This is a genomic window from Pseudomonas paeninsulae (assembly GCF_035621475.1).
Lineage (GTDB): Bacteria > Pseudomonadota > Gammaproteobacteria > Pseudomonadales > Pseudomonadaceae > Aquipseudomonas > Aquipseudomonas paeninsulae.
The window spans coordinates 3,445,889-3,467,542 of sequence record NZ_CP141799.1 but is presented as its reverse complement, the minus strand read 5'-3'; the positions used below and the strand labels follow the sequence as shown (position 1 = coordinate 3,467,542).

General features: G+C 61.7%; 17 protein-coding genes. 13 read left to right on the top strand and 4 right to left on the bottom strand.

The genetic code is table 11. The features are described 5' to 3' along the window. Positions 1-285: 285 nt before the first annotated feature. On the bottom strand, positions 286-1,332 hold the full coding sequence (locus tag VCJ09_RS15945) for an AraC family transcriptional regulator (protein ID WP_324731118.1): 1,047 nt from the start codon (positions 1,330-1,332) through the stop codon (positions 286-288). Further along, positions 1,329-2,273, bottom strand: a complete 945-nt coding sequence (locus VCJ09_RS15940; RefSeq protein ID WP_324731117.1) for a carbon-nitrogen hydrolase family protein — start codon at positions 2,271-2,273, stop codon at positions 1,329-1,331. Before VCJ09_RS15940 ends, VCJ09_RS15945 begins: the two co-directional genes overlap by 4 nt. Positions 2,274-2,456: 183 nt before the next feature. Here VCJ09_RS15940 and VCJ09_RS15935 point away from each other — a divergent pair, with 183 nt between their 5' ends. The 5 genes from VCJ09_RS15935 (at position 2,457) to VCJ09_RS15915 (ending at position 8,703) form a co-directional block, all read left to right on the top strand. Beyond that, positions 2,457-4,490 (top strand): NADPH-dependent 2,4-dienoyl-CoA reductase, encoded by a 2,034-nt coding sequence (locus VCJ09_RS15935; RefSeq protein ID WP_324731116.1) that lies wholly within the window; start codon positions 2,457-2,459, stop codon positions 4,488-4,490. Next, positions 4,487-4,936, top strand: coding sequence for a nuclear transport factor 2 family protein (locus VCJ09_RS15930; RefSeq protein WP_324731115.1), 450 nt, complete (start codon positions 4,487-4,489; stop codon positions 4,934-4,936). Before VCJ09_RS15935 ends, VCJ09_RS15930 begins: the two co-directional genes overlap by 4 nt. 266 nt (positions 4,937-5,202) lie before the next feature. Continuing rightward, positions 5,203-6,573 (top strand): chromosome partitioning protein ParA, encoded by a 1,371-nt coding sequence (locus tag VCJ09_RS15925; RefSeq protein ID WP_324731114.1) that lies wholly within the window; start codon positions 5,203-5,205, stop codon positions 6,571-6,573. Positions 6,574-6,576: 3 nt separating this feature from the next. Beyond that, entirely contained in the window at positions 6,577-7,524 is a 948-nt protein-coding gene (locus tag VCJ09_RS15920) for a 1-aminocyclopropane-1-carboxylate deaminase/D-cysteine desulfhydrase (protein ID WP_324731113.1), read from the top strand. Between the two features lie 69 nt (positions 7,525-7,593). Further along, positions 7,594-8,703 carry a cyclic nucleotide-binding domain-containing protein gene (locus VCJ09_RS15915; protein ID WP_324731112.1) on the top strand — a complete coding sequence of 370 codons (1,110 nt, stop codon included), beginning with the start codon at positions 7,594-7,596 and terminating at the stop codon, positions 8,701-8,703. A 74-nt stretch (positions 8,704-8,777) separates the two neighbouring features. On the opposite strand, the gene VCJ09_RS15910 is transcribed toward VCJ09_RS15915, so the two are convergent. Beyond that, positions 8,778-9,737, bottom strand: a complete 960-nt coding sequence (locus VCJ09_RS15910) for a DUF1853 family protein (protein ID WP_324731110.1) — start codon at positions 9,735-9,737, stop codon at positions 8,778-8,780. Between the two features lie 142 nt (positions 9,738-9,879). Between VCJ09_RS15910 and VCJ09_RS15905 the strand changes: the two genes are divergently transcribed. The 8 genes from VCJ09_RS15905 (at position 9,880) to VCJ09_RS15870 (ending at position 20,579) form a co-directional block, all read left to right on the top strand. Then, positions 9,880-10,770 carry an NAD(+) kinase gene (locus VCJ09_RS15905; RefSeq protein ID WP_079202572.1) on the top strand — a complete coding sequence of 297 codons (891 nt, stop codon included), beginning with the start codon at positions 9,880-9,882 and terminating at the stop codon, positions 10,768-10,770. Continuing rightward, positions 10,771-11,745 (top strand): metallophosphoesterase, encoded by a 975-nt coding sequence (locus VCJ09_RS15900; protein WP_324731109.1) that lies wholly within the window; start codon positions 10,771-10,773, stop codon positions 11,743-11,745. Then, on the top strand, positions 11,742-12,602 hold the full coding sequence (locus VCJ09_RS15895; RefSeq protein ID WP_324731108.1) for a rhomboid family intramembrane serine protease: 861 nt from the start codon (positions 11,742-11,744) through the stop codon (positions 12,600-12,602). The genes VCJ09_RS15900 and VCJ09_RS15895 overlap by 4 nt, the downstream gene beginning before the upstream one ends. Positions 12,603-12,678: 76 nt before the next feature. Further along, entirely contained in the window at positions 12,679-12,942 is a 264-nt protein-coding gene (locus VCJ09_RS15890; RefSeq protein ID WP_324731107.1) for a YeaC family protein, read from the top strand. Next, on the top strand, positions 12,942-13,778 hold the full coding sequence (locus VCJ09_RS15885) for a DUF2797 domain-containing protein (RefSeq protein ID WP_324731106.1): 837 nt from the start codon (positions 12,942-12,944) through the stop codon (positions 13,776-13,778). The genes VCJ09_RS15890 and VCJ09_RS15885 overlap by 1 nt, the downstream gene beginning before the upstream one ends. Before the next feature lie 53 nt (positions 13,779-13,831). Beyond that, a complete protein-coding gene (pepN, locus tag VCJ09_RS15880) occupies positions 13,832-16,507 on the top strand; it encodes an aminopeptidase N (RefSeq protein WP_324731105.1) in 2,676 nt (891 codons plus the stop codon). Positions 16,508-17,126: 619 nt separating this feature from the next. Next, the gene (locus VCJ09_RS15875; protein WP_324731104.1) at positions 17,127-18,206 is read left to right on the top strand and encodes a WD40/YVTN/BNR-like repeat-containing protein; all 1,080 of its coding nucleotides are present in this window, start codon (positions 17,127-17,129) and stop codon (positions 18,204-18,206) included. Between the two features lie 18 nt (positions 18,207-18,224). Then, on the top strand, positions 18,225-20,579 hold the full coding sequence (locus VCJ09_RS15870; RefSeq protein ID WP_324731103.1) for an efflux RND transporter permease subunit: 2,355 nt from the start codon (positions 18,225-18,227) through the stop codon (positions 20,577-20,579). A 170-nt stretch (positions 20,580-20,749) separates the two neighbouring features. Here the strand turns inward: VCJ09_RS15870 and VCJ09_RS15865 are convergent, their stop codons facing one another. Continuing rightward, entirely contained in the window at positions 20,750-21,574 is an 825-nt protein-coding gene (locus VCJ09_RS15865) for an SDR family oxidoreductase (RefSeq protein WP_324731102.1), read from the bottom strand. Positions 21,575-21,654 lie beyond the last annotated feature (80 nt).

Below are 21,654 nucleotides of genomic sequence, written 5' to 3'. Positions count from 1 at the left end.
TGAGGTTGTTGTTGCGCGCGGTGTGAGCCGAGTGCGACTTTTCTCTGAGAATGAGTGCGGGAGCCCGATTGGGCTCCCGTTTTTTTATTGTCCGCGACCAACTGTCATCTTGTATTCATCTTTGCTCTTTAGCTTGATTGGCATGTGCATTTATCGGCCAAAGTATCAAGCGGGAGGAACCACCAATGGATGACTATCAAGAAGAGCTGCTCGAGTCCCGCGCCTTTGACCAGGACGACGCCGAACCGGTTGAAGACGCCACCGAGATTTAATCCCAGTCGTCTGTCACAGGCCGTTAACGGCCTGGCGTTGGGCGCGGCGGAATTCGCCCGGAGTCTGCTGGTTCCAGCGCTTGAAGGCGCGCTGGAAAGCCTCGGCCGAGGCGAAACCGAGCAGATAGGCGATTTCACCGAAGGCCAGTTCGGTGTCGCGGATATAGGCCATGGCCAGGTCGCGGCGGGTTTCGTTGAGGATGGTGCGAAATTGCGTGCCTTCCTCGGCCAGCTTGCGCCGCAGGGTCCAGGTTGGCAGTTGCAGATTCGCGGCGACTTCCTGCAGGTCGGGCTCGCGTCCGTGCAGCAGCGGTCCGAGCATGCGGGTGATGCGCTCGCGCAGGCTGCGGGTGCGGGTCAGGTGCTCGAGTTCTCGTTCACAGATTGCCAGCAGCTGCTGCCAGGTACTCGGGCAGTGCTCGGGATTGCGCAGGTTGAGCGTGGCCTGCTGCAGACGTAGTTGGTTGTGCTCGCCAGCAAACTCCACCGGACAGTCGAACAGCTCGCTGTACTGCGCGCTGTAACTGGGTGCGGGAAACTCGATCTGAATTTTTTCCACCAGCAGGCGCTGATTGGCCAGGCTGCCCAGTTGCTGGGCCCAGCCGGCCAGCACCGAGTCGATGACGAAGCGGTTGTAGGCGTTGTACGGGCTGATCGAATAGAAGCGCAGCCAGGCCCCCTGGGCGTCTTCGTGGAGGCTGGACTGGCCGCGATAATTGGACGCATACAGTGGCTCGAAGCGGATCAGCGCCCGAGCTGCTTCACGCACGGTTGGTGCCTGGGCTGCGGTGACGCCGGCCAAGCCCACTTGGCTGAGGCGGCTCAGTTGGCCCATCAGCAAGCCGAGGCCGGGTTCGCCGGTCAGTTGAATGGCCGCATGACCCAGGCGCATGTAGCGCGGAATTGACAGGCGCGCCCTGGGCTCGGCCAGTCTGGCCGGGTCGAGGCCATAGTTGTCGAGCAGTGGCTGGGGATCCCGGCCAAGCTGGCGCACGGCATCGTCCAGACTGTGGATGAAGCCGACCGAGAGGTCGCCGAGGCGAACTCGTTGCGGTTTCACTCGCGGCCTATCCAGATGTTCAGCAGATGACTGCCTGGCGCCGGACTGGCTTGCTCGACCTCGCGGGGGATCAGCAGGATGTCCCGCGAGGCCCCGCCAATCGGCCAGTCCAGCTTGCCGCGCAGGAACAGCGCCGGGCTGCTGCGATCGCCATCAGCCAGGTGCACGCTGCTCTGCGGATAGCCGGGGCGCCAGTCGCGCTCAACCCGGTAATGCACTGCGCCGACGCTGAGACGTTGCGCCGCAGTGGCGTCGGCTCGCCAGGGCCAAGGCTCGAGGTGGGGGCTGCCCTGGATAGTGCCTTGCGGGGAAAACACCAGGCTGAGGTTGCGCAGCGGGCCTTCGCCGCTGCGCAGTCGGCCGTCTTCCACGCGCGGCTCGGGCAGCAGGATCGAGCCGGCCAGCAGGGTAACTCGGTACTCGCGGGCGAGACCGGCGAACAGTTGCTGGTAGTCATCGGCCATCTGCTCGGCTTTCATCCGCAGTAGGGCTTCATCCAGGCGCTCGGCATCCAGATTCAACAGCAGCGCCTTGATGGCCAGCAGCGGGTTGCCAAGCAGCAGCCAGTCGCGCACTTCCTGGCGACTGCGGGCCTGGTAGAACTCGACTTTCTCACCGCGCGCCAGCAGCCAGGTGCCGATATGCTCGGGCAGCGCCACCAGGGTGTCGGGGCGGAGCAGGCCGGCGTCGCGAGCGTTATCTAGGGCGGCGGCGAGTTTCAGGCGCAGGTGGGCCGGGCTCTGGTAATCCATCGGGTAGAGCTGCGGGCGGATCAACAGCAGATTGCCGCGCGTCTGCGCCGGTGCCGGCTCGCTGCTGATCGAGCTGCGCAGATCGGACAGGTAGTGGGCGTCTGGACGCCGTTCGGCCCAGACCAGGAATGCCAGCAGGCAACCGGCGACAATCAGGGTGACGAGCAATATCGATAGTTTACGGATCATGGCTACAGGGTAGGTCGATGAGTGGGGGGCTGCCAAGTGGCGGAGTTAATTTTGATCATCATTTTGTAACTTTTGGTCATTGAGGCGCCGGGGCCAGCTCTTTATTGTCTGGTTCATACCGACCGTGGTCCAGTTGAGACCACGGCATTCCGTGAAATGCACACGCTCGATGTGGAGACTTCCATGACTGCACGCTATCCGAACCTGCTGGCCCCGCTGGATCTGGGCTTCACCACCTTGCGTAACCGCACCCTGATGGGCTCCATGCACACCGGTCTGGAAGAGAAGCCGGGTGGCTTCGAGCGGATGGCCGCCTATTTCGCCGAGCGTGCCCGTGGCGGCGTCGGCCTGATGGTCACCGGCGGCATCGGTCCCAACGAGGAAGGTGGCGTTTACTCCGGGGCGGCCAAGCTGACCACCGCCGAAGAGGCGCACAAGCACAGGATCGTCACCCAGGCCGTGCACGAGGCGGGCGGCAAGATCTGCATGCAGATCCTGCATGCCGGGCGCTATGCCTACAGCCCCAAGTCGGTGGCACCGAGTGCCATCCAGGCGCCGATCAATCCGTTCAAGCCCAAAGAACTGGACGAAGAGGGCATCGAGAAGCAGATCCAGGACTTCGTCACCTGCTCGCTGCTGGCCCAGCAGGCCGAGTATGACGGCGTCGAGATCATGGGTTCGGAAGGCTACTTCATCAACCAGTTCCTCGTTGCCCACACCAACCACCGCAGCGACCGCTGGGGCGGCAGCTACGCCAACCGTATGCGCCTGGCGGTGGAGATCGTCCGCCGCGTGCGCGAGGCGGTGGGGGCGAACTTCATTATTATTTATCGCCTGTCGATGCTCGACCTGGTCGAAGGAGGCAGCAGCTGGGACGAGGTCGTGTTGCTGGCCAAGGCCATCGAGCAGGCTGGCGCAACCCTGATCAACACCGGCATCGGCTGGCATGAAGCGCGCATTCCGACCATCGCCACCAAGGTGCCGCGTGCGGCCTTCACCAAGGTCACCGCCAAGCTGCGCGGCGAGGTCAAGATCCCGCTGATCACCACCAACCGCATCAATACCCCGGAAATTGCCGAACAGGTGCTGGCCGAAGGCGACGCCGACATGGTATCCATGGCCCGCCCGTTCCTCGCCGACCCGGAGTTCGTCAACAAGGCCGCCGCCGGCCGCGCGGACGAGATCAACACCTGCATCGGCTGCAACCAGGCCTGCCTGGATCACACCTTCGGCGGCAAACTGACCAGTTGCCTAGTCAACCCGCGCGCCTGTCACGAGACCGAGCTCAATTACATTGCCACTACCCACGTGAAAAAAGTCGCCGTGGTGGGTGCCGGCCCGGCTGGCCTGGCTGCCGCCACCGTGGCCGCCGAGCGTGGCCACAGCGTGACCCTGTTCGACTCGGCCAGCGAAATCGGCGGTCAGTTCAACGTAGCCAAGCGCGTGCCGGGCAAGGAAGAGTTCTTCGAAACCCTGCGCTATTTCAAGCGCAAGCTGGAAACCACGGGCGTCGATCTGCACCTGAACACCCGAGTCAGTGCCGAGGAACTGGCCAAGGGCGGCTTCGACGAAGTCATCCTGGCCACCGGCATTGCCCCGCGCACGCCGGCGATTAACGGTGTGGATCACCCCAAGGTGATCAGCTACCTGGATGCCATCCTCGAGCGCAAGCCGGTTGGCCAGCAGGTTGCAGTGATCGGCGCCGGTGGTATCGGCTTTGACGTCTCCGAATTCATCACCCATCAGGGCGAGTCCACTAGCCTCAATCGCGAGGCATTCTGGAAGGAGTGGGGGATCGACACCCAACTGCAAGCCCGTGGCGGCGTCGCCGGGATCCAGGCTCAGCCCCATGCCGCGGCGCGTCAGGTATTCCTCCTGCAGCGCAAGAAGTCCAAGGTTGGCGACGGCCTGGGCAAGACCACTGGCTGGATTCACCGTGCCGGTCTGAAGAACAAAAAAGTACAGATGCTCAATTCGGTCGAGTACCTAAAGGTCGACGACGAGGGGTTGCACATTCGTATTGGCGAGGGCGAACCGCAGGTGCTGGCGGTGGATACCGTGATCCTGTGCGCAGGCCAGGATCCGCTGCGCGAGTTGCAGGACGGGCTGGTCGCAATCGGGCAAAGCGTGCACCTGATCGGCGGTGCTGATGTGGCTACCGAGTTGGACGCCAAGCGGGCGATCGATCAGGGTTCGCGTCTGGCTGCGCAGCTATGACGGGCGCGCCTAACACGACTGCAGCGCTGGCCGTGCAACCGGCGGTGGCCGAGGCACTGGATAAATGGCATGCAATGATTGCTGCCGGTGATCTGAGTGCGCTGCCGGCGCTGCTGCATCCGCAGGCGGTATTTCGCTCGCCCATGGCCTTCAAACCCTATCTGGGCGCTCCGCTGGTGAGCTTGATTCTCGGCACGGTAGTCAAGGTCTTCGAAGACTTCCATTACCATCGCCAACTGGCCAGCGTCGATGGCCTCGATGTGGTGCTGGAGTTCGCTGCCAAGGTGGGTGGCCGCGAGCTTAAGGGTATCGATATGATCCGCTTCGATGAGCAGGGAAAGATTGTCGAATTCGAGGTGATGATCCGGCCAATGAGCGGCTTGCAAGTGTTGGGTGATGAAATGGCCAGACGTTTGGCGCCATTGTTGTCCGGCCAAACGTCCTAACCGATTGCACCAAACCCATCACAGTTTTGCTCTGCCGCAGGCTCGCTCGAGCTTGGCGGCCGAGCGACTGCCAACCCAGTCACATTGCTGGTGTCGGCTTTTCCCCTAGACTTGCCTGAATATAGCAATAGCGGCTGTATAGTGGGTTTCTTCTTGCTTGTCAGGCATCTTGCGAAAGCTTGGCAAACGGTTGTGAGCAGAGCGTTCGTGTGATTGCTCGTTACCTGCGTTAGCTGATTCCAGCGTATTGGCCTAGAGGGAAACCGATGAGCATGCAGAACAAGCCGCAGATGGTTGAGGCCGTGATGTTCTTCAGTGAGCGGGGTGACATCTGCAAGCAGATGTTCTTTGCCGAGTTCGAGGCCTTGCTCGATGGCGTGGTCAACATGCCGGCGTTCGCCGATCAGCAGCTGCGTATTGCCTATGTGGCGATCAATTCGCGCCTGTTGATCCGTGCGGTGGTGTTCTTCTATCTGGACTTTGACGAAAAAGGCGCGCCGGACTCGGGCTGGAATATTCCCCTGCAGCATCTGTCCGAGCGTGCCGGGCGTGGCCCCGACCTCGGTGCCGGACCGATTCGGCTAGCCTGCCGCAGTCAGTGTCCGGTGTCCTGGCACCAAATGCACCTGTGGGATCCGAATCTGGCACCTGGGCACAATGACCTGGTGCTGCTACGTGACGCCGTCAAGCGCAACAACCTGGGCTTACTGGTCGAGGATGATAGCGCCTTGGCGATTGCTCCCGAGCGCCTGCACATGGCGTCGGAAGACAAGTGGTATGCACCCGATGCGGCCGCGGAAGTGGCCAATAAAGTCGCCGAGACGATGGAGCAGGAACACCGCCTGAAGACCGCCCAGCTGATCAAGCAGCAGCGGTTGCGCATCAGCAGCCTGAGCCAGCAACGCGAAGAGGAAGTGGCCAAGCTCAAGTTGGCCAATGAACAACAATGCGAGAGTCTTCAGGCGCAGGCGAGCGAGCTGCGCCAGGCGTTGCGCCAACAGCAGGAGTTGAACGCTACTCTCAAGGCGCAATTGACGGTTCAGGCGGCCAGCATGCAATCGGTCCGCGAGGAAATGACCGAGAAAATGCGCGGGTTGGAGCGTCATGGCCGGACTGAGGGCGAGATTTTGCGGGTGCAGTTCGAGAATGAACTGCAAGCCAAAATCGCCTCTGCGGTGGCCGAATACAAAGAGCAAGTCGCCATTCGCGATGTCGAACTCGCCTACCGCAATGAGCAGGACGCGCAGTCGCATGATGAGGTCGAGCGGCTCAAGCGTCAGTGCGACGAACTGGTCGGCCAGGGCGGCGAGCAGATTCTCGAACGCCTGGCCATGCTCGGTGTGGTCTTCGTGGTCTATCACCCTGGCGCCGGGCACCTGACCATTCCCTTGCAGGACATCGGCAGCTATCGGGACAACCCCATGGCCTATGCCGCGGCCAAGTGTTTCGTTTCCGAAGTGCAGTATCGCCAGTGGCTGGCGCACTACCAGCAACCGAGTTGCGAGGCCGCACTGCCCAGTGGTCAGCGTTGCGCCATCCCGATCGATCGGGTCGACACCCCGAGCCGCTTCACCGTTGGTAATTCCAACTGCTGCGAGCGGCATAAGGCCGGTAGCCGCTTGCGCACAGTCGGTTAGGTCTTGCCACTCGTTGACCCCGACTGGGCGCCCAAGGTAGCGCTCGAGCCCTTGCATCTGGATTGGCTGGCGGCAGCCGAGGTCGAGCTGGCAGTGTTGCGCCTGGATCTGATCGATCCGCTGATCAGTGGCAACAAATGGTTCAAGCTGGCGCCCTACCTGCAAGCGGCCAGCGCGGTCGGCGCCGAGGGGCTGATCAGTCTCGGCGGCGCACATTCCAACCATCTGCACGCGCTGGCCGCTGCGGGCAAACGCTTCGACTTTCCCACGGTTGGTTTGCTCCGCGGCACGCCGCAGGACACGCCTACCGTGCGCGATCTGCAGCGCTTCGGCATGCAGCTGCACTGGCTCGGCTATGGTGGCTATCGCGCCCGCCATCAGCCGGGTTTCTGGGAACCCTGGCGTGAGCGTTATTGCACCCTGTATCCGGTGCCTGAGGGCGGCGGTGGTTTGCCGGGGGCTATGGGTTGTAGCGGGTTGGTGAGCCAGGTGCAGGAGCAGCTGAGCGTACTCGGTTGGGCGGATTATCACGGCTGGTGGCTGGCTGCGGGCACGGGAACGACCCTGGCGGGCCTGGTGCTGGGCGAGGCCGGTGCTCATCCGGTCTACGGCGCCGTGGCGGTGCCTGCCGATCATGGCGTGGCGCAAAACGTGCGGGCACTTCTCGACGAGGCGAGTGCAGCAGATGGCGGCTATCAGTTGCTGGATGCCAGTCGCGGTGGTTTTGCCAAGGTCGATGCGGCGTTGCTGGAATTTCTTCGAGCCAGTGAAGCGGCCAGTGGGTTGGTGTTGGAACCGCTGTATACCGCCAAGGCGCTAATGGCGTTGCGCCAGCGCGTCGAGGCCGGTTACTTTGAGCGCGGCAGTCGTCTGCTGTTCGTGCATACCGGCGGCTTGCAAGGGCGCGCCGCGGCGTTGCGCCAGCCTGAGACGGAGCATGCAAATCGGTGAAAAAACCCTCGCTACGAAGTTGGCAATTTGCGCACCCTCAGAGTCTTGACCAGCGGAGCCTGGATACCCATGAGTAGCCCCCTGAAGCCTGAACAGTTGCGCAGTTTTACGCCGCTTAATGTGCTGTCCGAACAGCAGTGGCGGGAGCTGCGCAGTCAGTTGGTACCACAGCCGCTGCTGGCCGGGCAGCTGCTCTTTCGCCACGGCGACCAGGCGGCCCTGACTTACTACCTGCTCGCTGGAGAGTTGCTGCTACAGACGCCCAATGGTCAGCAGCAACGTCTGATCGCCGGCAGTGAGGCCAGTTGTCACCCGCTGTCGCCCAGCTTGCCGCGTCTGCATGAAGCGCGTGCCGTAACCGATGCCAGCCTGCTGGCGGTGGACACGGCAACGCTCAACCGGCTGCTGACCTGGCGGCTGGCCTATCAGGATTTGCTCCTCGAACTTGGCCAAAAGCATGCCGATGTGGAGTGGCTGGAGCGTCTTCTGCAGAATCCCATATTCGCCAAGGTGCCGCCGAGCAATGTACGCACCATGCTTGGGCGTCTACAGCGTATCGAACTGGCGGCGGGCACTACCCTGTTGCGTGAAGGGGAGACTGGCGATTGCTGTTATTTCCTCGAAAGCGGTCGCGCCGAAGTGATTCGTGGTGCCGCTAGCGAGCAGCAGGTGTTGGCCGAGCTGGAAGTGGGTGCCTGTTTTGGTGAAGAAGCCCTGCTCGCCGATCGACCACGCAATGCCACAGTGACCCTGCTCGACGATGGTGTGGTGTTGCGTCTCTATCGCCAGGACTTCTTCTCGTTGCTCAAGGCTCCGGTGGTCGATGAAGTCTCGCTGGGCGAAGCGGCACGCCTGCTGGCGGCCGGTGCACAGTGGCTGGATGTGCGCCTGCAAGAGGAATACGAGCAGGCCCATGCCTTGGAATCCCTGCATATGCCGTTGCAGCTCCTGCGCCTGAAGGCGCGGCTGCTGGATAAAGCGCGTACCTATCTGTGCTATTGCGACAGTGGTAAACGCAGCGCCAGTGCGGTGTTCTTGCTGGCGCAGCTGGGCTTCAGTGCCTACGCGCTGCGCGCGGGCTTGGATGTGCTGCCGGCGGTGCAGCGCGATGCCTTGATGTGCGAAAGCGGTTCGGGTTACCTGGCACGTTCCGGCGGACGTACCGAACGCAGCCGCTAATCAGGATTGCCACGGGACGCCGCCGGCACCCGGCTCGGCGTCAGTGGTTGACGATTGCCCTGGAGTCTCACGGGCTATTTTTCAGCAGCGTCAGGGGTTGCTGACGGCCAGTCATCGCTGACCAGAAACACCCGCTCTACCTCCTGCCAGTCGCCCTGTGGGCTGCGCTGCAGCCCTACCAGTAATTGCGCCTTGGCCTGCGGCTGCAGGGCGTGCAGCCAGTCTTGCAGGGTCTCGGCGGACCACCGGTCGGCACGCTCGACTCGCGCAGGTGCCAGCCAGGCTGCGCGTGGCAACGGCTGCCAGCAGCCGTCGGCGTTCTGTGCGGCGAAACCAGGCCAGTCACGCCGGTGCAGCCAGCGGCCAGTCAAGTGCTGCGGGTTGGCCCCCAGAGGTGGCGCGCAAGGCTTTGCCCAGGGGTAGAACAAGTACCCGCCGAGCCAGAGCGCCGCCTGGGCAGTGCACAGGTTGAGTTCCGCCAGCGCCGGGCGTGCTGCGCCGCGTGCCGACATGGGCAGCTGGTGCTGGCTGAGATGGTCGAGCTTGATATCCAGGCGGTCATGGCAGCCTGGACCGATCCAGTGAGCGAGTTCGGCGCCGCTTTGCCGTTGCGGGCCGAGATAGAATTTGATCGCCAGTTCCAGGTGGTGCACGCCTTCCTCATCGCGCAACAGCAAGTCGAGTTCGCCTAGGGTCTGCCCGTTTTCGCGGATCGGCAGGTTGGCCGCCAGTACTTCGATGCCGGGGGCGGCGTGCAGGGCGAATTGCCAGAGACGTTCGTAATACAGGCCCAGGCGGCGCACCGAACTCTGCGCCAGCCAGTTCAGCAAACTGCCAGGGTCGCGGTCGAGGCGGGTCAGCCAGTCGGCCAGCGCGCCAGGCGCGCGGCTCCATGGGCTGGCGCTGAGGGGGTGGCGTTGCGGCCATGGTAGGCTGCTCAGCAGCGGCGGTGACAGCAGCACCCAGGCCAAATCCCGCACCACGGGTTGGCGCAATTGCTGCTGCAGGTCGGTCAGCGCGGGAAAAGGCATCATCATTCGAGCATAGCGCCAAATTCTTGCGTGGCGGTGGTTAAGCGTTCGCGGTTTGGCTTGGCGCAACTGCCGCGAGTTTGCTGCTGCCGCAGGCTTTCGCCCATAATCGAGACTGTCTAGATCCAGAGCCTGCGGGAGCACCATGGAGCAATTTCGTAATATCGGCATCATCGGCCGTCTGGGTAGCACCCAGGTGCTGGAGACCGTGCGCCGGCTGAAGAGGTTTCTGATCGACCGTCACCTGCATGTGATTCTCGAAGACACCATTGCCGAAGTGCTGCCAGGTCATGGCTTGCAAACCTCCTCGCGGAAAATTCTTGGCGAGGTCTGCGATCTGGTTATCGTCGTCGGCGGCGATGGCAGCATGCTCGGCGCCGCCCGTGCACTGGCGCGGCACAAGGTGCCGGTGCTGGGGGTTAACCGCGGCAGCCTAGGCTTTCTCACCGATATCCGTCCGGATGAGCTGGAACTCAAGGTCGCCCAGGTGCTGGAAGGCAACTACCTGACCGAGAACCGTTTCTTGCTGGAGGCTGAGGTGCGTCGCCATGGCGAAGCGATCGGTCAGGGCGATGCGCTCAACGACGTGGTGCTGCACCCGGGTAAATCGACGCGGATGATTGAGTTCGAGTTGTTCATCGATGGCCAGTTCGTCTGCAGCCAGAAGGCCGATGGCCTGATCGTCGCCACGCCGACCGGCTCCACGGCCTATGCGCTGTCCGCCGGCGGGCCAATCATGCACCCCAAGCTGGATGCCATGGTCATAGTGCCGATGTACCCGCATACGTTGTCCAGCCGGCCGATTGTGGTGGATGGCAACAGCGAGCTGAAAATCGTCGTGTCCAAGGATATGCAGATCTACCCGCAGGTTTCCTGCGATGGGCAGAATCACTTCACCTGCGCGCCCGGCGATACTGTCACGGTAAGCAAGAAGCCGCAGAAGCTGTGCCTGATCCATCCGCTCGATCACAACTACTACGAGGTCTGCCGCAACAAGTTGGGTTGGGGCAGTCGGCTCGGCGGTGGGGGCGGCTGAATGCACCTTGATCCCGCACGTGGCTATGACCTGATTGGTGACATTCACGGTTGTGCGCTTACCCTCGAACGCCTGCTCGATACCCTCGGTTATCGGCGCCAGGGCGGTGTCTGGCGACATCCGCAGCGCATGGCGATTTTTCTCGGTGACCTGGTCGATCGCGGTCCGCGTATCCGTGAAGCCCTGCATCTGGTCCATGACATGGTTCAGGCCGGCGAGGCGCTGTGCATCATGGGCAATCATGAATTCTATGCCCTCGGCTGGAGCACCCTGGCCGCGCCTGGCAGTGGTCAGCACTATGTGCGCGAGCACACGCCGCGGCATGCCCGGCTGATCAAGGAGACCCTGGAGCAGTTCGCGGCCTATTCCGCAGAATGGTCCGAGTTTCTTGCCTGGTTCTACGAGTTGCCGTTGTTCATCGATGCCGGGCATTTCCGCGTGGTGCATGCCTGCTGGGACGCCGGCCTGATCGAGCCATTGCGCGCGCAGTTTCCCGACGCGTGCATCGACGAGCATTTTCTCCAGGCCTCGGCCGTGCCGGGTAGTTTTGCCAATACCGCCCTGGATCGTCTGCTGCGCGGCACCGACATGCGCCTGCCGCACGGCCTGACCTTGACCAGTGGTGAGGGCTTCACCCGTGCGCATTTTCGCACCAAATTCTGGGAGGAAGATCCGCAGACCTACGGCGATATCGTCTTCCAGCCCGATGCCTTGCCGGAGTTGGCCGCACAAACGCCGCTGAGCGAACTGCAAAAAAACGAGCTGCTGCGCTATGGCGCCGATCAGCCACTGCTGTTCGTCGGTCACTATTGGCGCAGCGGCAAGCCGGCACCGATCCGTCCCAACCTGGTCTGTCTGGATTACAGCGCGGTGTTGAACGGCAAGCTGGTGGCTTACCGGCTGGATCAGGAAACGCGCCTGGATCCGCACAAGTTCGTCTCGGTCGACGTACAGCGCTCGCAGGCGCCGCGATGAGCCCGGTTGCCGTCTTGCGTCTGCCGATCCAGACCGATCTCAGTGGTTTCATCGTCCTGTTGCGGCGTTTGCAGGTGCCGCACCGGGTCTCCGAGGAAGCTGGCGAACAGGTGTTGTGGGTGCCGGGCGAGTTGGACGAGCAAGTGCGCGATCTGTATCTGCGCTACCCCCAGGGCGATGCGGCGCTGCAGGCGCCTGCAGCGCCGCAGGCTGCGGCGGGGGTTGTCGAGCAGTTGCGCGACAGCCCGCTGACGGCCGGCATGCTGGGGCTGACCCTGCTGGTGGCCGCGCTGACCGCGCTGGGCGACAACTTCGCGGCGATCCGCTGGTTGAGCTTCGTCGATTTCCGCATTCAGGGCGATTACATCTATTTCAGTTACCTGGCCGAAATGCTCGAAACGCGGCAGTGGTGGCGTCTGATCACGCCGATGCTGATCCATTTCGGCCTGCTGCACCTGACGATGAACGCGCTCTGGTACTGGGTGCTGGGGCGGCGTATTGAGGCGCGCCAGGGGCCGTGGATGCTGCTCGGGCTGACGCTGCTGTTCAGCCTGGCATCCAACCTTGCCCAGTACAGCTTTTCCGGACCGGCCTTGTTTGGCGGCTTGTCTGGTGTGCTCTACGGCCTGTTGGGGCACTGCTGGCTATTTCAGCTGCTGGCGCCGAATGCCGAGTATCGCCTGCCGCGTGGCGTGCTGGTGATGATGCTGGCCTGGCTGCTGATCTGCATGACGGGCATCTTCGAACTGCTGCAGTTTGGCGCGATTGCCAATGCCGCCCATGTCGGCGGATTGCTCGCTGGTTGCGCTACCGGTCTGCTCGGTGGAGCGCTGGCGCGTCAGCGCGCTGACAGATGATTGCACTGGTCTGCGCCAAGCGCTCGCGGGCGCCTGGCGCAGCCGGTAAACTGCGGCTTCGTATTCGGAGGTATCCATGTCGTCCTTTCTCCAAGCAATTGAAAATATCACCCCGCAAATTCATCAGAGCCTGAAGTTGGCCCTGGAAATCGGCAAGTGGCCCGATGGGCGCAAGCTGACCCTGGAGCAAAAGGAACTGACTCTGCAGGCGCTGATCGCCTGGGAAGCCCGTAATCTCCCCGAGGATCAACGTATCGGTTACATGGGCGAGCAGGCCTGCGGCTCCACGTCCGAGCCGGCACCTAACCTGCTGTTCAAGTCTGCGGATGCCCTGCACTGATGGCTGAGTTGGCACGCGGTGCTCTGAGCAAGATGGCGGTGCGTCTGGATGCGCCTGTGCAGTACACCTTTCGTCTGGACGATCAAGAGGTGGCGGTCAATCCATTGATCGGCAAGACCTTGCGCCTCGAATACCTGGGCGCTATCCATTGCAGCCACTGCGGGCGCAAGACCAAGACCAGTTTCAGCCAGGGCTACTGCTACCCCTGCATGAAGAAGCTGGCGCAGTGCGATATCTGCATCATGAGTCCGGAACGCTGCCACTACGACGCCGGCACCTGCCGCGAACCGAGCTGGGGCGAGCAGTTCTGCATGACCGATCATGTGGTCTACCTGGCCAATTCCTCGGGCGTGAAGGTCGGTATCACCCGCGCCACGCAGATTCCGACACGCTGGATGGACCAGGGCGCGAGCCAGGCGTTGCCGATTCTGCGGGTGGCCACCCGTCAGCAGTCGGGCTTCGTCGAAGATCTGCTGCGCACTCAGGTCGCGGACAAGACTAACTGGCGCGCCTTGCTCAAGGGCGACGCCGCGCCGGTCGATCTGCCGGCGATTCGTGATCAGCTGTTCGCCAGTTGTGGCGCGGGGCTTACCGAGTTGCAGCAGCGCTTCGGCATTCAGGCGATTCAGCCACTGAGCGATCAACAGCCGGTGGCCATCCGTTATCCAATCGAGGCCTACCCGGCCAAGATCAGCAGCTTCAACCTGGACAAGAATCCGCTTGCCGAAGGTACCCTGCTCGGCATCAAGGGCCAGTACCTGATGTTCGACACCGGCGTGATCAATATCCGCAAATACACCAGCTATCAGTTGGCCGTCCACCAACTGGCCGTCTGACCACCACTTGCAGCTTGCAGCTTGCAGCTTGCGGCTGCCTCGAAGAGGCCACCATGCGCACCGAACAACCGAAGATGATTTACCTCAAGGACTATCAGGCGCCTGACTACCTGATCGACGAGACGCACCTGACCTTCGAGTTGTTCGAGGATCACACGCTGGTGCATGCGCAGCTGGTGATGCGGCGCAATCCGGCCTGTGCGGCCGGCGACCTGCCGGCGCTGATGTTGGACGGCCAGGAGCTGGAGCTGCTCAGCCTGTCCCTCGATGGTGAAACGCTGGCTGCTGGCGATTACCAGTTCAGCGCCAGCCACCTGAGTCTGCAGCCCAGGAGTGCCAGTTTCGTCATCGACAGCAGCGTGCGCATCCACCCAGAGCGCAATACCGCCCTGGAGGGTCTGTACAAGTCCGGCAGCATGTTCTGCACCCAATGCGAGGCCGAGGGCTTCCGCAAGATCACTTACTACCTCGATCGCCCAGACGTGATGAGCAAGTTCACCACCACCCTGAGCGCCGAGCAGCATAGCTACCCGGTGCTGTTGTCCAACGGCAACCCGATTGCCAGCGGCCCGGAAGAGACTGCCCCTGGAAAGAGTGTTCGGCACTGGGCGACCTGGCAGGATCCGTTCATGAAGCCGGCCTACCTGTTCGCCTTGGTCGCTGGTGACCTCTGGTGCGTGGAAGACAGCTTCACCACCCTGAGTGCGCGCGAGGTGGCGCTGCGCATCTATGTCGAGCCGGAAAACGTCGACAAGGTGCAGCACGCCATGGACAGCCTGAAGAAGGCGATGAAGTGGGACGAGCAGGTATATGGCCGCGAGTACGACCTGGACATCTTCATGATCGTCGCGGTCAACGACTTCAACATGGGCGCCATGGAGAACAAGGGCCTCAACATCTTCAACTCCAGCTGCGTGCTGGCCAAGGCCGAGACTGCCACCGACGCCGCCCATCAGCGGGTCGAGGCGGTGGTGGCACACGAGTATTTCCACAACTGGTCGGGCAACCGGGTGACCTGTCGCGACTGGTTCCAGCTATCGCTCAAGGAAGGTTTCACCGTGTTCCGCGACGCCGAGTTCAGCGCCGACATGAACTCGCACACGGTCAAACGCATCGAGGACGTGGCCTACCTGCGCACCCATCAGTTCGCCGAGGATGCCGGCCCCATGGCTCATCCGGTGCGCCCTGAGGCCTTCATGGAGATTTCCAACTTCTACACCCTGACCGTTTACGAGAAGGGTTCGGAAGTGGTGCGTATGATCCGCACCCTGGTCGGTGCCGAGGGCTTCCGCCAGGGCAGCGACCTGTACTTCGAGCGCCACGATGGCCAGGCCGTGACCTGCGATGACTTTATCAAGGCCATGGAAGATGCCAATGCTGTCGACCTGAGCCAGTTCAAGCGCTGGTACAGCCAGGGTGGTACGCCGCGTTTGGCCGTCAGCGAGGCTTACGATGCCGCCGCCAAGACCTACAGCTTGACCTTCCGCCAGAGCTGTCCGGCCACGCCGGGGCAGCGCGACAAGCAGCCCTTCGTGATTCCCGTGGAACTGGGACTGCTCGGCGCACAGGGCCAGGCATTGCCGCTGCGTATGGCAGGTGAAGCCAGCGCCGGCGCGGCGTCGCGAGTGATCTCGATCACCGCGGCCGAGCAGGTGGTGACCTTTGTCGATGTTGCCGAGCACCCGCTGCCCTCGTTGCTGCGTGGTTTCTCCGCGCCGGTCAAACTGAGCTTCCCTTACAGCCGCGATCAGTTGATGTTCCTCATGCAGCACGACAGCGACGGCTTCAACCGCTGGGAAGCCGGTCAGCAGTTGTCCGTGCAGGTGTTGCAGGAGTTGATCGGCCAGCATCAGCGCGGCGAGCCTTTGCAGCTGGACCAACGTCTGGTCAGTGCACTGCGCAGCGTGCTGGAGAACGATCAGCTGGATCAGGCCATGGTCGCCGAGTTGCTCTCGTTGCCGGGGGCGGCTTACCTCAGCGAAATCAGCGAAGTGGCCGATGTCGATGCCATTCATGGCGCCCGCGAATTCGCCCGCAAGCAACTGGCCGACGCACTGTTCGATCTGCTGTGGCTGCGTTACCAGGCCAATCGCGAGCTTTCGCGCAGCACTGCCTATGTCGCCGAGGCCGAGCACTTCGCCCGACGCAGCCTGCAGAACATAGCGCTGTCCTACCTGATGCTCAGCGGCAAGCCCGAGGTGCTGGCGGGTTGTCTGGAACAGTTGGAGGTGTGCGACAACATGACCGAGCGCCTGGCGGCTGTGGCGGTGCTGGTCAATTCACCGTTCGAGGAGGAAAAAGCCAAGGCGCTGGCCAGCTTCGCCGACTTCTTCAAGGACAACCCGTTGGTCATGGATCAGTGGTTCAGCGTCCAGGCGGCCTGCAGCCTGCCGGGCGCCTTGACGCGGGTGCAGCAACTGATGGAACACCCAGCCTTTACCCTGAAAAACCCGAACAAGGTGCGCGCCCTGATTGGGGCATTCACTGGGCAGAACCCGGTCAACTTTCATCAGGTCGACGGCAGCGGCTATCGCTTCCTGGCCGATCAGGTGATTACCCTGAATGCCCTCAACCCGCAGATCGCCGCGCGGCTGCTCGGGCCATTAACCCGCTGGGGCAAATACGACGACGCTCGCCAGGCCTTGATGAAGGCCGAGTTGCAGAGAGTTCTCGCGTCTGGCGAGCTGTCCAGCGATGTGTTCGAGGTGGTCAGCAAAAGCCTCGCTTAATACCTGCGCTAGCGCTCTGAAAGTCTTATCGGTCGCTGACCGGTAAGACTTTTTTGCTAGATGAAATATCCGCAAGTCTGGCTTTTGCGCAGTAGAACAGCGTTAAGTCCGACAGGCTGCTAGGTATTGGCTTAATCGAACGCGTTGGCCGGCACTTGGCTGTAATTGATTTTTTGCTGTGTTTTGTTCATGGCCGATGGGCTATTTGCGGCAAAAGACCACAAAAGCAGCATGGATCTGTCTACGGCGTAGCGCTGACGACACCGAGCTGTTCAGTGGCACCCTGGGTCTCTACGACTGGGCGCGGTTCCTACCACAGCAACAAGGTCACCAGTCCCGAGGTCGGCTGCAGGTCGGTCACTTGAATCCGGCGGTCACGCGCAACGAGTTGCACCGGCTGTGGGTCGTCGCGGTACACGCTGATGTTCGTGTAGTGTTGGCCAAAGGCCGCTACAGTGATGGCGGCCTTTGTGCATCAGTCAGTCGAATAAGCTGTCAATCACGCGGGCTGGCCTTAACAAAACATAACGTCACGCCGATTGTCAGGCCTTTCGAAAGCTCGCTAGCATAGGCGGTCTGTTAAAAAGCAGTACCACAATAACAACAAGGGGGAAGGTATATGAGTGAGCCCGTCAAGCGGCGCACCCGGACCGGTCTGTTCAACGCACCGGCGTTGTGCTTTTACTCGCCGCTGGCTAAAGCGCTCTCGCTCTGCAGTGTGCTGTCCATGCTGATTTTCGCTGCCGCGCCATTGCAGGCGAAAACCGCCACCGATGCAGCCGTCCGTTACTCGATCGAGTCGCCGAAAGCCCAGGAAAAACTGCTGCTGGATGTCACCCGCGTTGGTCAGCGCCTGGTGGCTGTGGGTGATCGCGGTCATATCCTCTACTCCGACGACAACGCCGTCAGCTGGGTCCAGGCCAAGGTGCCGACCCGGCAGATGCTCACCGCGGTGTTCTTTGTCGATGACCAGTACGGTTGGGCGGTTGGCCACGACGCACAGATTCTCGCCAGTAACGATGGCGGCGCTACCTGGGTCAAACAATTCGAGAACCTGAAGCGCGAGGCGCCGTTGCTGGATGTCTGGTTCAAGGACCGCAACAACGGTTATGCCGTAGGTGCCTACGGCGCGATGCTGGAAACCACCAATGGTGGGGCGAACTGGGAAGATGTCAGCGAGCGCATTGAAAACGAAGGCGGCTATCACCTGAACGCCATAGTCGCGGTCAAGGATGCCGGGTTGTTCGTCGTTGGCGAACTGGGCGGCATGTTCCGTTCAGCCGATTGGGGGCAAACCTGGGAAACCATGCAGGGTCCCTATGAGGGCTCACTGTTTGGCGCTCTTGATACCAGCGAAGCAGGTAGCCTGCTGGTCTACGGTCTGCGTGGCCATCTGTTCCGCTCCGCCGATTTCGGTGATAGCTGGCAACGAATCGAGCTGAATACCCCAAATAACGGCCCGCTGGAGTTCGGCCTGGCCGATGGCAATCGACTTGCCGACGGCTCTATCGTGGTGGTTGGGCATGGCGGTACCGTGCTGAAAAGCAGCGATGACGGGCGCACCTTCAGTTTGCTCAATCGCGTCGACCGGCTCTCGCTAGCGGGCATCACTGCACTGGATAACGGCAACCTGATTCTGGTGGGGCAGGGCGGCGTCCACGTCGCTTCGCCGACTGGCGCCGATCTGGGCCAACAATAATAAGCCGGGAGAGTTTGCATGAGTAAGCATCAACAACAACCTGCGTCTGTCCTCGAGCGGTTGATCTTCAACAATCGTCCGGCCGTCATTGTGCTGTGCCTGCTGATCAGTGTTTTTCTGTTCTATCAAGCTGCCCAGGTGCGCCCACAAACCAGCTTCGAGAAGATGATCCCGCTGGGCCATCCCTATATCCAGAAGATGCTCGAGCATCGCAACGACCTGGCGAACCTGGGTAATACCGTGCGCATTTCGGTGGAGGCGGTCGATGGCGACATCTTCAGCAAGGAATACATGGAGACGCTGCGTCAGATCAACGACGAAGTGTTCTACATTCCCGGTGTCGATCGTTCCGGCCTGAAATCGCTGTGGAGCCCGAGCGTACGCTGGACCGAGGTGACCGAAGAAGGCTTCGCCGGCGGCGAAGTGATTCCGCAGACCTACGACGGCTCCAGCGACAGCCTGGAAGATTTGCGCAGCAATATCCTCAAGTCCGGGCAGGTTGGCCGGCTGGTGTCGAACAACTTCAAGTCGAGCATCGTCGATGTGCCGCTGCTGGAGGCCTACCCTGACCCTGAGGATCAGAGCCAGCTAGTCCCGCTGGACTACCAGAAATTCTCCCACGAGCTGGAAGAGAAGATTCGCGATAAGTACCAGGCGCAAAACCCTAATGTGAAAGTGCACATCATCGGGTTTGCCAAGAAAGTAGGCGATCTGATCGATGGGCTGGTCGGCGTGGCCTTGTTCTTTGCCGTGGCTATTGCCATCACCTTCGCCCTGCTGTTGTGGTTCACCCATTGTTTCAAGAGCACCATGGCGGTGGTCGTAACCACCCTGATCGCGGTTGTCTGGCAGTTGGGTTTGCTGCATACCCTGGGCTTCGGCCTCGATCCCTATTCGATGCTGGTGCCGTTTCTGGTCTTCGCCATCGGTATCTCCCATGGGGTGCAGAAGATCAACGGTATCGCCATCGCCTCCGGAGAGGCGACGAGCCCGTTGGCTGCCGCGCGCATGGCGTTCCGCCAGCTGTTTATTCCCGGGTTGGTCGCCTTGCTGTCGGATGCAGTCGGCTTCATTACCTTGTTGCTGATTGATATCGGCGTGATCCGTGAGCTGGCCATCGGCGCGTCTATGGGTGTGGCGGTGATCATCCTGACCAACCTGATCCTGCTGCCGGTGATGATTTCCTACATTGGCATCAGCAAGAAGGCCGTCAGAATCAGCCGTGAAGAGGCGGCCAAGGATCACCCGCTCTGGCGTCTGCTTTCCAACTTCGCCCACCCGATGGTGGCGCCGGTGTCCGTGCTGGTTGCCGTGGTGGCCTTGGCCGGTGGCGTTTGGTATGGCCAGAACCTGAAGATCGGCGACCTCGATCAGGGCGCGCCCGAGTTGCACCCGGACTCGCGCTACAACCTGGATAACGACTTCGTCATCCGCAACTACTCGACCAGCTCCGACGTGCTGGTGGTGATGGTCAAGACCGGATCGGAAGGCTGTTCGACCTACCAGACCCTGTCAGCCATGGACGAGCTGATGTGGACGATGGAAAACACCGAGGGCGTGCAGTCGGCCATTTCCATGGTCACGGTGTCGCGTCAGGTGATCAAGGGCATGAACGAGGGCAACCTGAAATGGGAAACCCTGTCGCGTAACCAGGACGTGCTGAACAACTCGATTGCGCGTGCCGACGGTTTGTACAACGCCGATTGCTCGGTAGCGCCGGTGCTGGTGTTCCTCAACGACCACAAGGCGGAAACCCTGGAGCGTGCGGTCGCGGTGGTCGAAGACTTCGCCAAGGAAACCAACAAGGAAGGTCTTGAGTTCATCCTGGCTGCCGGTAACGCTGGTATCGAAGCGGCCACCAACGAGGTGATCGCTGCATCGGAGACCACCATGCTGGTGGCGGTCTATGCTGCCGTGAGCTTCATGTGCCTGCTCACCTTCCGCTCGGTTGCCGCCACCCTCTGCGTGATTCTGCCGCTGGTGTTGACCTCGGTACTGGGCAACGCGCTGATGGCCTACATGGGCATCGGGGTCAAGGTGGCGACCCTGCCGGTGATCGCCCTGGGCGTAGGCATCGGTGTCGACTACGGCATCTACATCTACAGTCGCCTGGAAACCTACCTGCGCCAAGGGCTGTCGTTGCAGGAGGCTTACTACGAGACCCTCAAGTCGACGGGTAAGGCCGTGCTGTTCACCGGTGTATGCCTGGCGATCGGCGTGGCGACCTGGATCTTCTCGGCGATCAAGTTCCAGGCCGACATGGGCCTGATGCTGACCTTCATGTTCCTCTGGAACATGATCGGCGCGATCTGGCTGCTGCCGGCACTGGCCCGTTTCCTGATCAACCCGGAGAAGCTGCGTAACAAAGCCTGATAGACAGGCGCAGCACTAAAAAAACCGCGGCCTTTGGGTCGCGGTTTTTTTTTGTGTGCTTCGCCTGTCAGTGGCAAATGCCCCGCTAACAGGGGGCAAGGCAAGGCGCACTGGCAGTGCGCCTACCGTCGAATCCCCAAGCGGTGCAGGCTACCGCCCGGGGATTGTGGTCAGTCGACAAATAGATCAGGGATCAGCGTGCCGCCAGCGGGAGCGAAACGGTACTGCTCGAATTCGCTTTGGCCCTGTTCGCGCAGGATGTCCTCGTCGATCAACAGGCGTCCACTGATGCTGCGCCCGGTACTGGTCAGGATGGCGTGGGCGGCGTCGGCCATGATCGCCGGGGTGCGCGCGCGTTTGAAGGCGTCGCGGCTGCCCAGTTCGAACTCGATGGCGGCGGTGGCGATCATGGTCTTGGGCCACAGTGAATTGACGCTGATGGCGTACTTCTTGAATTCCTCGCTCATGCCCAGGGTCAGCATGCTCATGCCGTACTTGGTCACGGTGTAGGGACCGTGTTGGGCGAACCACTTGCTGTCCATATTCAGCGGCGGCGACAGGTTGAGGATATGCCCGTTGCTACTCTTTTTCAGGTACGGCAGCGCGGCCTGACTGCAGACCATTACCGCCCGGGTGTTGATCTGGAACATCAGGTCGAAGCGCTTGGGCTCCAGGTGCTCGACGCCGACCAGCTTGATCGCGCCGGCGTTATTGATCAGCCCATCGATGCCGCCAAAATGCTCGGCAGCCTTGGCCATGGCGGTTTTTACTGCCTGTTCGTCGCGCACATCCAGTTGCAGGGCCAGGGCCTTGCCGCCGGCGGCTTCGACCTCGGCCGCCACCGAATGGATGGTGCCCGGCAGCTTGGTATGGGGCTCGGCGCTTTTCGCCGCGATGACGATGTTGGCGCCGTCGCGTGCTGCGCGCAGGGCGAACTCGCGGCCGATACCGCGGCTGGCGCCGGTGATGAACAGGGTTTTGCCTTGCAGTGACATAGGGCCGCTCCGTGATCTGTTGTTATTCGTATGGTCGCTTTTGTAGGATGGGTTGAGCGTAGCGATACCCACCAATGTTG

Bases quoted from the DNA above. Each gene is read 5' to 3' on its own strand.
- VCJ09_RS15900 (WP_324731109.1), top strand. From the start codon at position 10,771: ATGCACCTTGATCCCGCACGTGGCTATGACCTGATTGGTGACATTCAC.
- VCJ09_RS15925 (WP_324731114.1), top strand. From the start codon at position 5,203: ATGAGCATGCAGAACAAGCCGCAGATGGTTGAGGCCGTGATGTTCTTC.
- VCJ09_RS15875 (WP_324731104.1), top strand. From the start codon at position 17,127: ATGAGTGAGCCCGTCAAGCGGCGCACCCGGACCGGTCTGTTCAACGCA.
- VCJ09_RS15910 (WP_324731110.1), bottom strand. From the start codon at position 9,737: ATGATGCCTTTTCCCGCGCTGACCGACCTGCAGCAGCAATTGCGCCAA.
- VCJ09_RS15865 (WP_324731102.1), bottom strand. From the start codon at position 21,574: ATGTCACTGCAAGGCAAAACCCTGTTCATCACCGGCGCCAGCCGCGGT.
- VCJ09_RS15895 (WP_324731108.1), top strand. From the start codon at position 11,742: ATGAGCCCGGTTGCCGTCTTGCGTCTGCCGATCCAGACCGATCTCAGT.
- VCJ09_RS15885 (WP_324731106.1), top strand. From the start codon at position 12,942: ATGGCTGAGTTGGCACGCGGTGCTCTGAGCAAGATGGCGGTGCGTCTG.
- VCJ09_RS15930 (WP_324731115.1), top strand. From the start codon at position 4,487: ATGACGGGCGCGCCTAACACGACTGCAGCGCTGGCCGTGCAACCGGCG.
- VCJ09_RS15940 (WP_324731117.1), bottom strand. From the start codon at position 2,273: ATGATCCGTAAACTATCGATATTGCTCGTCACCCTGATTGTCGCCGGT.
- VCJ09_RS15935 (WP_324731116.1), top strand. From the start codon at position 2,457: ATGACTGCACGCTATCCGAACCTGCTGGCCCCGCTGGATCTGGGCTTC.
- pepN (WP_324731105.1), top strand. From the start codon at position 13,832: ATGCGCACCGAACAACCGAAGATGATTTACCTCAAGGACTATCAGGCG.
- VCJ09_RS15915 (WP_324731112.1), top strand. From the start codon at position 7,594: ATGAGTAGCCCCCTGAAGCCTGAACAGTTGCGCAGTTTTACGCCGCTT.
- VCJ09_RS15890 (WP_324731107.1), top strand. From the start codon at position 12,679: ATGTCGTCCTTTCTCCAAGCAATTGAAAATATCACCCCGCAAATTCAT.
- VCJ09_RS15870 (WP_324731103.1), top strand. From the start codon at position 18,225: ATGAGTAAGCATCAACAACAACCTGCGTCTGTCCTCGAGCGGTTGATC.
- VCJ09_RS15905 (WP_079202572.1), top strand. From the start codon at position 9,880: ATGGAGCAATTTCGTAATATCGGCATCATCGGCCGTCTGGGTAGCACC.